The sequence below is a fragment of the Nostoc sp. genome, assembly GCF_036917455.1.
Classification (GTDB): domain Bacteria; phylum Cyanobacteriota; class Cyanobacteriia; order Cyanobacteriales; family Nostocaceae; genus Nostoc.
The window spans coordinates 18,713-29,978 of record NZ_JBALDK010000058.1 but is presented as its reverse complement, the minus strand read 5'-3'; the positions used below and the strand labels follow the sequence as shown (position 1 = coordinate 29,978).

Genomic DNA, 11,266 nt, shown 5'->3' with positions numbered 1-11,266 from the left:
AAAAAAGTAGATAAAAATTATTAATTTTAAATTTTCCTATACTCTCATAGCATAATCCATAGATGCCTGCCAAAAAGCTGGTTATAGAGTAAAGGTAAGAGGTTGACCTGACTAGCTCAGAATGCAGCAATATATGAAACAAATATTTTCACAAGGTGGTTGATTCTTCTACCTGTGTGTGATAATTTTCTTTTTACGATCCATAAAATACTGTAAATTTATCGGAATGCCGTTCTTTAGGGAATTTCGTTAACCTAGTTGCAGGGATTTGGAGTTAAGAATAAATAGTTAATCTATCGAGCTTATTTATTACAGGTAGTACATTGCGAACCAGCGAACTAGAAATTAATCTCTAAGCCAGGGCAACCTTATGAGCAAAATACATGCTGTGATTGTTGATCCCAATGTGCCGGGGCGTTTGGCACTGAGTGAAGTGACTGCACCAAAGCCTGCCCCAGATGAAGCTCTAGTGCGGGTAGCAGCAATTTCCCTCAAGATCCATCTTCCCGATCTGCAATGGCGGCAGAAAGATCCAAAACTTGCCCATTGGTACGATGAATTCTCTAAACGGCCTTCTATCCAAGCAACAAGACCAGAGTCCTAATAACTAACACTTTCTTGTTCCAAACAAGAGAACGAAAAAAGCATAAATACGCCCTCGCAAATACAAACATGAGTACAAAAAAACAACTTAAACTCGGAGCATTTTTACCCGGTAGCGGTCATCACGTGGCAGCATGGCGACACCCTAACACCCCTGCTGATGGAGGTCTGAACTTCCAACATTACAAGCAGCTGGCACAAACGGCTGAACGGGGTAAATTTGATATGCTTTTCCTCGCAGATGGTTTAGCCGTCTGGGATAGAGGGCAAGGGACTGAGGCTTTTAGCCGTTCGGGACAATTCAGTGTCCACTTTGAACCTTTAACTTTATTGTCGGCTCTGTCTGCGGTGACAGAAAATATCGGATTGGTGGCGACATCATCAACAACTTATGATGAACCTTATCATCTCGCCCGCAAGTTTGCATCACTAGATTATCTCAGTAGTGGTCGTGCCGGATGGAATCTTGTAACCTCTGCTGCTGAAGCCGCAGCGCAGAATTTCAGCCAAGAAAACCACCTAGAACACTCGCTACGCTATGAACGGGCGAGGGAATTTGTGGATGTTGTCACCAAACTTTGGGACAGTTGGGAAGATGATGCTTTTCTTCATAATAAGGAGTCAGGTATTTACTTCGATGCAGAAAAGTTGCATATTCCCCACCACAAGGGTAAATATTTCTCGGTGCGCGGCCCGCTCAATGTGGCGCGTCCACCACAGGGATATCCAGTAATCGTACAAGCTGGATCTTCCGAGGCTGGACAGGATTTAGCTGCCCAAACAGCAGAGGCGATTTTCACAGCACAACAGACATTGGCAGAAGCTCAAGCCTTCTACACCAGCGTCAAGGGGAGATTGGCTAAATACGGACGTTCCCCTGACCATCTCAAAATTATGCCAGGAGTATTCCCGGTAATTGGTAAGACTGAGCAGGAAGCTAAGGATAAATATGAGCAACTTCAGGAGTTGATCCATCCCTCGGTCGGATTAGGGCTGCTTTCTGGGCTAGTGGGTGGTCATGATTTGTCCAAATATCCCCTAGATGGGCCGTTGCCGGATCTGCCAGATACCAACGGTGGCAAAAGTCGCTTGCAGCTCATCACCGATCTTGCTCGCAGAGAGAATTTAACAATCCGGCAACTGTATTTGTGGATTGCAGGAGCGCGGGGACATCGAACGATTCTCGGAACACCAGAACACATTGCCGATCAACTTGAAGATTGGTTTGTCAATGGTGGAGCTGATGGATTTAACATTATGCCACCCTGGCTACCTGGAGGTTTAGAGGAATTCGTAGACTTGGTAATTCCCGAACTGCAACGCCGAGGAATATTTCGTACTGAATATGAAGGCAGTACTTTGCGCGAGAATCTTGGTTTGCCCCGTCCGGTGAACCAGTTCACTACAAAGACTGCTCGTGAACCTGTGAGCGTCGGTTCCTTGGCATAGTAGTCTGTCAATAAATAATTGATGGATAAATTAAGACTAGAGACGGCGATAAATCGCGTCTCTTTAACCATCTAGCAGTGTTTTTGAAGCGACGGCTTTGATTTCCTCAAACTTCATCTGGTTTGTTATTCCAGTGATTTTAACAATACAATCAAGTCGTCTCTGAGGAAACTTTTTATCGTGTTGGGCATCTTAACGGTTCTACTATCCTCCTTTGTTTTGACATTTCACAACGTTACAGTCCGAGTTTTGTTTTCAGAACATCTCGTACTAGGTTTATTTTTACTCGGTGGATACGTTAAACCGGATTTGCAGAATTCCTTCTTGCTGATGTTCATGCGAATGCTACTGGTGGTTCCACTCATGGCATCTTTATCATTCAAGCTATATCCATCTGCTTGGACAGAACTCCAAGACTTGTTCACTCGCAAGCGTAGGGATGTTCTAATCCAAGCTCTTGGCTGTGGGGTGCTGATGTTTGTGTATATCGCCTCACTTTACATTGCTATTGGCTTGATTCCCACAGGCATTGCCTTGACCCTTTTCTTCACCTATCCCGTATTTACAGCGCTACTGTCTTGGAGGTTTTTTGGCGATCGCCCCACATTGTTCCGTTGGCTAGTAATGGCTATTATTCTGGTGGGAAGCGCTCTCACTATTCCTCAATCTTCTGCCACTTATAGCAGTCATACCATTGCGATCGGCATTTTCGCTAGTTTTGGCGCTGGGATCGTTTACGCTTTTTATTGCATCATTGCTCAAAAATGTTTAGAAAAATTCCATCCAATTCCATTCACTTGGATCAGTTTTGCCTCTACTCTATTGCTTTCTGGTATTAGCTTACTGTTTTGGCCAGCTAATAACGCCCAACTTGACTGGACACCCCTATGGATTGGTAGCATACTTTCGGGTCTTGTCAGCTTTCTCGGACACACTTTAAACAATGTGGGAATTCGGATGGTTGGCGCATCTACCGCCTCCATAATCGGCTCTAGCAGTCCAGCATTAACAGCGTTAGTGGCATGGATAAGCATTAACGAAACTTTAAACGTGATTCAGAGTATAGGGATTGGTGTTGTCACATTGGGCATCGCGTTACTTAGTGCCGAAGGCTTTGTGAAATCGCTCAAAATTAGGGGTTGAATTGGGAATTGGGTAATTTTAGAATACTTTATAGCGCTTTTGGATTGAGTCGAATACAGACCTAACCCCCAGCCCCTTCCCTACAAGGGAAGGGGAGCAAGATTCAAAGCCTCTCTCCTTGTAGGAGAGAGGTTTGGAGAGAGGTCAAAATGCATTGCATACAAACGATAACCGTTTTATATAATACCAATTATCCCAAATAAAACTACAAATACAGACCTATCAACATAGATAAAAATTGACTTTCTAAATTACGAATTACGAATTAATATCAAATATGCCTTTCTCCGCTATCCTTTTCGATCTTGATGGGACTTTGACAGATCCTAAACCTGGTATTACTAGTTGCATTCAGTATGCGCTCTCTGAACTCAGTTACAAACCCCCGAATGCTGATGAATTACATTGGTGTATTGGCCCACCACTCAAAGATAGCTTTTCGCAATTACTCAATACCTTAGATGGCACAATAATTGAACAGGCGATTTCACTGTATCGTCGTCGTTTTGGCACAATTGGATTATTTGAAAACTCCCTTTATCCCCAAATTTCAGAAGTTTTAAAAGCAATTCGTTTTGATGGTTATAAAACTTTTGTTGCGACTTCTAAACCATATATTTATGCTACGCAAATTATTGAATATTTTGGCTTATCATTGCTTTTCGACGGTGTTTATGGTAGTGAACTTGATGGAACTAGAAGTATAAAAGGTGACTTAATTCACTATATTTTATTAACAGAAAAACTTTTACCCTCTACTGTGGTGATGGTAGGCGATCGCTCACATGACATCATCGGAGCCAAGCGCCATCACATCGTCTCAATTGGTGTCACCTATGGCTATGGAACTGAGGAGGAATTAAAAGCTCATGGTGCTGACTTGATTGCTCATTCTCCAAGTGATATTCCTAAATTAATAATTCGTAAATAATGCCACCATCTTTAACACTTTTCCATAGTTTACTTCTGTTTAGTACCGCTTTCATTGCAGGCGGCTTAAATGCTGTAGCGGGTGGTGGAAGCTTTATCACGTTTCCAACTCTTATCTTTACGGGTCTATCTCCGATCGCAGCTAATGCCACCAATAATACTGCAATTTGGGTAGCTTCCCTAGCCAGCGCTGGAGCATATCGTCAAGATTTGGGCATAGAGCGGCGAGATTTTTTACTTCTATGTGGTGTCAGTTTATTTGGTGGCATGATTGGCTCCATAGCTTTGTTGTATACATCGCCAGATGTCTTTAAAAAGCTGATTCCCTATCTATTGCTGTTAGCAACCCTGATATTTACCTTTGGCGAACCGTTCAAAAAATGGTTGCAGCGTCAAAACCAGAAGACATCACCGGAATCTATACCCTTGTTTAATTTGGTACTAGCTCAACTAGCGATCGCCATCTATGGCGGTTTCTTTGGTGCAGGTTTAGGGATTTTAATGCTGGCAACTCTAACGTTTTTAGGTATCAAAAGTATCCACAAAATGAATGCTTTTAAGACATTTTTAGGGAGTTGTATCAATGGTATTGCGATCGTTCCATTTATTTTTGCAGGTGTGATTGCTTGGCATCAAGCTATTTTAATGGCAGTCGGTGGTTCTCTTGGCGGGTATTTAAGCGCCCATTATGCTCGTAAACTTAAACCCCACTTAATTCGGAAATTTGTCATGATTGTTGCCTTCAGCATGACTGCTTACTTTTTTATTCACGGTTAAGAACTGGGAACTACTCACGAGTGATATATGGAAGCATCAAAAAAATCACGAGTCATGATCCGTGCTTTTAGTTCCAGAAATTTTCGCCTGTATTACACAGGTCAGGCAATTTATTTGATTGGTACGTCAATGACTCAAGTGGCTACTAGTTGGTTAGTATATCGCCTCACCGATTCCGCTTGGTTACTTGGTCTAGTGGGATTTGCCAGCCAAATTCCCACACTTTTATTAATTCCTCTGGGTGGAATCATTGCCGATTGCTGGAATCGTCATTTACGTACTGAAGGAGCTTAAAAGAAAAATAGCTCTGACGATTTAAAAGAGTGCATAATCAGCCATAACATCAAAAATTGGTAACAACAATGACTACTATAAATGACCCTACTGTTTTAGCTGAAGTAACTGATTTATCCCTCAAGTATGAAGAAGCGCTTTCTAATAACAATTTGGAGGTGCTGGATAGCTTGTTTTGGGATGCGCCCGAAGTAGTACGGTTTGGCATCACAGAAAACCTCTATGGCAGCGATGAAATTCGTAACTTTCGCCAGAATCGACCAAACCCAAAAATAGAGCGAGAAATCTCGAATCTCAAGGTTGTAACCTTTGGGAAAGATGCAGCAACAGTGACTTTAGAGTTTCGCCGCAATATTAATGGTGTAGAACGTTTCGGGCGACAAAGCCAGACTTGGTATAGGTTTACCGAAGGATGGAAGGTGGTTTCAGCCCATGTTTCATTATTGCCAGTGTCACTTTCAAAACTATGACTAGCATTTTTAGTTAGACATTAGCTTCCAGAAAAGATAGTGAGTGCCGATAATACTAGCTTTACCTGATTTCAAATCATTAAAAATAAGGTTCTTCAGCACTTGTTATCCTAAATTGTTAGCTAATCAAGATTAGAAGGCAAAAATAATTGTATCAAATAATAACTGAAGTATTTAAGGATTAGACGCAATTAACCAAGCCTAATGCAACACCCTTAGCTGAATGCGTGTTAACCAAGGGTTGTCAAAATTTGGTCAAACAAACATGAAATCCACCATTACCCCAAGGAGCAATCGTAAGCTGTGGAGGGCAGTGTACCAAGGGACAGCAGTGGAGGCAATCGCTTACGTTAGACGCACTTTCACAAAAATACTCTACCGAGTTATTCACCTTGATAGAGTATATAAATTTACTATAATCATCTTTTACCCGCATTCAGTTTATAATTTAGTAATTATTTATACCTCTGTATAAATACTGCAAATCTTGCCTACAGTTTACGTGGGGTTTCCCTTGCGTCGGCACAGGCAACTTAGAACCGAACACTAAAAAAACCTATGTTTCGACTCGGTGAGTTGGTCGAGTTTCGATTTTACGGTGATGGGCGATCGATTCGGATTGTCCAGGGCATTTTTAAGCTATGTAGGCAATAGCTAAGGCTCTACTCCTTCATCAATCCAAGCATCAATTGCTGTTTTTACCTCTAATTCAGTCACGGCAGACCATTCCTTTTCGTTAATAGTTGTTTTAAATACTACTCTTTTACCGTGACCAACTTTTTCCATTGAGTGTCCGCGATACAAATTTTTAGGTTTAATCATTTTTCTTAATCATCTTTATAGAATATTATAAACTTTCGCTCAATAAGAAGAGTAGTTTGATTTTCTATGATGGCTGATAATTAAGGAGATATATTATAACTGTAGTGTTAAGTTTGTAGTGAGGACATGGCATTAATTAAATTAAGTTTATTTCCGCGTATATAGAGCATAACAAAAAGGTTTCTTCGCTTAAAAGTGTGGTTTGAGGTGATTATCCCGAAATTAGAATAACTTCAGGCTCTTGCCGATGGCTCCTCACCAATTTCCAGTTCCTTCTTACTGCGCTTTAGCTGTTTCCAAAGTTCCTTAATTTGCTGATAAGCATCTTCTGCCTCAAGCTTACCATTGCTTTCTAAACTGGTGATCATGCCAACTTTTTGAGCAAATTCTTGTAAGTTAGCATTAAACACTAAGTTTTCTGGTTTAACTTGTCCGTAGTAGCGACCACGAGGGGAAATGAATTTATCTTTGTCTTCCTCATGAGACTGATTCATGACCTCACCTCCCTACTAATAAGTTTTCACCAATAATCTCAATCCAGTTTCAACTATCTCCTTAGCCAAATGGCTGTTTGGAAATATAGTTAGCGATTGCTAGAATCATGAGCCTTTTTTTAGTATGACTCATGATCCAAAATCGTCAAATGTAAAGTGAAGAATTTTAGCCATTTAGCTTTTGGCTGACAGAGGGCCTTGCCATGAAGCTAAAAACAGCTTAAGAGTCTAATCTTATTCACACTGCTGAAGCGTTAAAAGATCAACTATCCCAATTCTTCAAGAATTGGAAGATAGTTCAGACACACAATTACAATCATTGATGAGCTTGTGAAATGCTTACGACGGTAACTGAAATTCGCGGCATAACGGCTGCGTTCAGAGGTTGCTAAAAACTCGAACTTAGCACGAGCGCCTTTCTTCAATTCGCTGGGGGCAGATGTAGCATTAGCTTATCAATGGTAATACTTGCTAGAGGACATATGAAAAAGCTTCAGATTGGAATAGACATTGGCGGAACGAAAATGTTGTTACTTGCTAATACAGCAACCGGACTTCAATTTAAGAAAATTACCACAGGTTTTAATTTTTCAGGTGTGGATGCTGATACAGCAATTGCTAGTTTCTTAAAGGAATTACCAGCTCCACCAAGTTCTATAGGTATTGCTATCCCTGGACTAGTCAAGGAATCTGGACAAGTTATTTCTAGTGATGTACTACCAAAACTGAATGGTTGGTTGCCTTCTGTTACAAAAGACTCTCCCTGCCCTGTTTGTGTCCTTAATGATTCTGATGCAGCACTAATTGAAGGCAAGCATGAGGTTGGTTTACCAGCACATATAACATTAATTATTGTTGGTACTGCCATTGGCGCATCTTTTTGGGTGAATCAACAATTTTTGCAAGGCGCAAAGGGTTGGGCTGGGGAACTTGGTGCTACACCGATCATTACAGCACAGGGCAGCAAAACTTTAGATCAACTTGCAGGTGGGGCTGCGCTCTTGCAACGTTTAGGTGTTGATACTCAACAGTTAACTACTCTAGTAGAACAGAAGGATGCTATCGCTTTCAAAGCGATTAAAGATGCAGGACGCTGGTTAGGAATAGGGATTGCCACAACCATTCATTTGTTGAATCCAGAAGTTCTAGTGTTGGCGGGAGGAACATTAAATTGGCAAGGCTACCTTAAAGTAGCATTAAGTAGTGCCCAGGAGCATTGTATCCCTGAACTTTGGCAAGAATGTCGAATTCATGTAAGCGTTCATGGTGAGCTGCTGGTTGCTTTAGGAGCAATGCGAGCAGCGGCAGAGTTTGAACAGAAATTCTAAGGTTTTTATTACAGCACTTCCGGCTATTATGAGGTACAGTAGCAGCAACTAGCAAACCAGAGCACTATATAGCTTGCCATCAAACTGGTGTAACAAGTCTGTTAATTTTAAAACGAATTGAATATGCCGATGACTACTATTAGATGCCACACATGTTGGTAACGTTATCTGTTCTAGTGCTGTAGCAATCCCCTCTGTTGCTTGAAGTTCTTGTTGGAATACAATCATTTCCCTTTCTTTACACAGTTCAATCAATTCGGCAGGAACAGGTCTTCTATAAGTTTCCTCTATAATGCTTATACAAGTTACCAATGATTTTCCTATGAATTTCTGAGTAACTTCTTCATGAGTTATTGGGAAACCAGCTTCAGTTAAAGTTTTGGCAAAAATCCGATTAATAATTGGTTCACTATTTACTAATACTCCATCGCAATCAAAAATTATTAATTCTAGATTTCCCATAGCTTAAATATTATTTAATTCGTTTTGATTCAGTAAAATAACTATATAAATTATAATGATTATTATAAAATATGTTGATACGGCAATCTAATCTATTATTTGAATATAGTGATTAATCATCAAAACAGACACAATGAAATTATTTGCTATGCAGGATAAGAGCTAGTTTAAATTTTGATCTACTAACAACTACTTTCCTCAATTGTGAAGACAACGAGGATATCACGACAGGTGACTGGCGTTTACTAAATTTGGAGAAACAACCTTTTAATTTTCCTACAGCTCTACTACTGATAAATGAACAATATACTGAGGGAGGTGGCTTCTATAAAGATAAGAGCTCGGGATTGTGGCAGGTGCAAGACATTACGTTGGTTTAGAGTGATAAATAGCGATCGCATCTGAGTGCAGACATTATAATTCACATTAGGCGTGAATTATAAACACTACACAGATTTAGCTAACTGCCACCTTGGTTTGCTGTTTCCATACCGCATCTGCATACAATGATGTGTCGAAGTCCGGCGAAATATTGCCGCTAGTGATCTGGGCTTCGTGTAATGACCAGTCAGCAAAGAATAAGTCGTGGCTGATGCGTGCCACTACTGCTGGCACATCGCGGCGGATGCTGGGTACGTCACCGATAGGCAGACCGAAACTTACGAAGCCAGCAGGATTGAACACATGGATGTCCTTCAGGTAAAGGGCGTTGCCAAGTACTTTCTCTTGGTATTCATGGGCGCTACCAAGGTAAGGGTGGGTGCTGAGTTGATCGTCACGCTGGTCGGCTGGGGCTTCATAGCGATCGCGCCAGAGGGCGATGTGATGTGCAAATTCGGCGAGTTCCGGCCGCTTTGTCGGGTCAACAAAATAGCCAGTACCAGCGATCGCAAAATCGAACTCGAAAACATCCTCATTTACTTGAGCGACGATGCGATCGCCTTGATTGTGAGCAGATTTCCAAGGTGCAGATAAGTGCAGGTGGAAGTTAGAGAACGCTATTACCCGCTCGATTGCGTCTGGTGGTGGCGTAGAGCCAACCTGATTAAACCGCCAAGCTTGGAACCAGCGAGCTGCATCAGGTAGTTGCGGATAGTTATAGTAAGCGCCAGGATAACCTCGCAGGCGATTCACTGGCAGAGATGCGATCGCTGGCCGTCGTGCGAACAGGTGTACTGCCTTAGCGCCTGATTCCAATGCCACTCCTGCCGCATCGAAGGCCGAGGCCGCAGCACCCAACACTGCTACTGTTTTGCCACGTAGATTGTTGAAGTCGATTTCATCGACGGTATGTGCATATAATGTGCGTGGCAGAGATGCCAATACAGGCGGTATATTTGGGCCACCAGTGCCAGCTACACCATTGGCGAAAATAATTTTACGTGTGGTTTCCACCTGGGCGACACCGTTCACTTCTAAGTGTAGACGAAAGAAATCTGCGTCTGGCTCAATCCGCACCAACTTCGTCTGATACCGAACTGGAATGCCCAGGAAATGCCGATACCAACTGAGGTACTCAGCCCACGCCACTCGTGGAATGCGGTCAAGCGCTGCGTATGCCTCAATACCGTGCCGCGCCTCGTACCATACTTGAAATGATAGCGCCGGAATGCCCAGTTCTGGCCCTGGCAGATTTTTCGGTGTGCGTAGCTTTTTCATCCGCGCCCGCGTCAGCCACACGCCAGCATGAACTTCGTCAAGAGCCTCATCGATGACTGTCACGCGGCCAATGCCGGCACGCCGCAGGGCAAATGCGAAGGTGCTACCACTGCCACTACCGCCTACTATCGTCACATTGTGGTCAATGCCTGGGCGATCGCTTACCCAGTTTTCGGGATCTGGTCCGAGTAGGCGCAACGCCTCACGAGCGGCAAAATCGAGGTCAGTCGTTGTTGTCATGTCGGTATTTAAGGATGAAGATTTTATCGAGATTAGTGATACTGAAAAGCATAATATCATGAGGAGCTAATAATTAGTTTATCTAATATTAAGCTTTACGAATAAAATAATTACTGACTGTTAGCGAAGCGGTGCTGATGTCACCTAAATACTTAAAAGAAGCTACCCCAGTAAAGCTGTACTGTAATTATAAATTAGTTGAAATTTTCTATTAATTTGAGTAGCGAATAAGGCTTATCTTTATTTATTGGTGAGTGTCTTTAAAGAAAAACTTTTTAGTTTGCTGAAAATCCCAAACCGTTTTATCTCCTGCTTAAGAACACGCTCACGATGAGGAGATTCTTGTGGTGGTAATTCCCAAATATCACGGATCTCATGTTCTTGCCGATCTGTTAATTGGAGATGATGTGGTAATTGAGACTGTTGCTCAAATAACCAAGGTACTCCATTTAATAATTCTCTTTCTATTCCATGAAACATATTTTTACCCTTATGAAAAATAAGGTGATTTTGACATTTAGCTTTTTACTTCTTGCTGCAATTATTGGCATTTGGCGATATCTTCGTTAAAACTGCTGTCCCAAAGTTGTTTCAC

Annotated in this window: 14 protein-coding genes; 9 read left to right on the top strand and 5 right to left on the bottom strand. The window is 41.9% G+C overall.

Annotation, left to right across the window (positions count from 1 at the left end; translation table 11 throughout):
• Positions 1-370 precede the first annotated feature (370 nt).
• The 8 genes from V7K42_RS06390 to V7K42_RS06355 all read left to right on the top strand — a co-directional run bounded on the left by V7K42_RS06390 (position 371) and on the right by V7K42_RS06355 (position 6,320).
• Positions 371-604, top strand: coding sequence for a hypothetical protein (locus V7K42_RS06390; protein ID WP_334914576.1), 234 nt, complete (start codon positions 371-373; stop codon positions 602-604).
• Between the two features lie 68 nt (positions 605-672).
• Positions 673-2,052: an LLM class flavin-dependent oxidoreductase gene (locus V7K42_RS06385; protein WP_334914574.1), complete on the top strand. Its 1,380-nt coding sequence runs from the start codon at positions 673-675 to the stop codon at positions 2,050-2,052.
• A gap of 180 nt (positions 2,053-2,232) precedes the next feature.
• A complete protein-coding gene (locus tag V7K42_RS06380; RefSeq protein ID WP_334914572.1) occupies positions 2,233-3,195 on the top strand; it encodes a DMT family transporter in 963 nt (320 codons plus the stop codon).
• Positions 3,196-3,472: 277 nt separating this feature from the next.
• Entirely contained in the window at positions 3,473-4,126 is a 654-nt protein-coding gene (locus V7K42_RS06375; protein ID WP_334914570.1) for an HAD hydrolase-like protein, read from the top strand.
• Positions 4,126-4,902, top strand: a complete 777-nt coding sequence (locus tag V7K42_RS06370; RefSeq protein WP_334914568.1) for a sulfite exporter TauE/SafE family protein — start codon at positions 4,126-4,128, stop codon at positions 4,900-4,902. The genes V7K42_RS06375 and V7K42_RS06370 overlap by 1 nt, the downstream gene beginning before the upstream one ends.
• Positions 4,903-4,929: 27 nt before the next feature.
• Complete coding sequence (locus V7K42_RS06365; RefSeq protein WP_334914566.1) at positions 4,930-5,196, top strand: MFS transporter; 267 nt, start codon at positions 4,930-4,932, stop codon at positions 5,194-5,196.
• 68 nt (positions 5,197-5,264) lie between these two features.
• Positions 5,265-5,666 (top strand): oxalurate catabolism protein HpxZ, encoded by a 402-nt coding sequence (gene hpxZ / locus V7K42_RS06360; protein WP_334914564.1) that lies wholly within the window; start codon positions 5,265-5,267, stop codon positions 5,664-5,666.
• 558 nt (positions 5,667-6,224) lie between these two features.
• Complete coding sequence (locus V7K42_RS06355) at positions 6,225-6,320, top strand: hypothetical protein (protein WP_442938530.1); 96 nt, start codon at positions 6,225-6,227, stop codon at positions 6,318-6,320.
• On the opposite strand, the gene V7K42_RS06350 is transcribed toward V7K42_RS06355, so the two are convergent.
• Both V7K42_RS06350 and V7K42_RS06345 read right to left on the bottom strand, forming a co-directional pair.
• Positions 6,321-6,488, bottom strand: a complete 168-nt coding sequence (locus V7K42_RS06350) for a hypothetical protein (protein WP_334914562.1) — start codon at positions 6,486-6,488, stop codon at positions 6,321-6,323.
• A 233-nt stretch (positions 6,489-6,721) separates the two neighbouring features.
• A complete protein-coding gene (locus V7K42_RS06345; RefSeq protein ID WP_334914560.1) occupies positions 6,722-6,982 on the bottom strand; it encodes a DUF7219 family protein in 261 nt (86 codons plus the stop codon).
• 482 nt (positions 6,983-7,464) lie between these two features.
• Between V7K42_RS06345 and V7K42_RS06340 the strand changes: the two genes are divergently transcribed.
• Entirely contained in the window at positions 7,465-8,310 is an 846-nt protein-coding gene (locus V7K42_RS06340; protein ID WP_334914558.1) for an ROK family protein, read from the top strand.
• 48 nt (positions 8,311-8,358) lie between these two features.
• On the opposite strand, the gene V7K42_RS06335 is transcribed toward V7K42_RS06340, so the two are convergent.
• From V7K42_RS06335 to V7K42_RS06325, 3 genes are all read right to left on the bottom strand, one after another.
• Entirely contained in the window at positions 8,359-8,772 is a 414-nt protein-coding gene (locus tag V7K42_RS06335) for an HAD family hydrolase (protein WP_334914556.1), read from the bottom strand.
• Between the two features lie 456 nt (positions 8,773-9,228).
• Positions 9,229-10,671 carry an NAD(P)-binding domain-containing protein gene (locus tag V7K42_RS06330; protein WP_334914554.1) on the bottom strand — a complete coding sequence of 481 codons (1,443 nt, stop codon included), beginning with the start codon at positions 10,669-10,671 and terminating at the stop codon, positions 9,229-9,231.
• Positions 10,672-10,911: 240 nt separating this feature from the next.
• Entirely contained in the window at positions 10,912-11,151 is a 240-nt protein-coding gene (locus tag V7K42_RS06325) for a hypothetical protein (RefSeq protein ID WP_334914552.1), read from the bottom strand.
• Positions 11,152-11,266 lie beyond the last annotated feature (115 nt).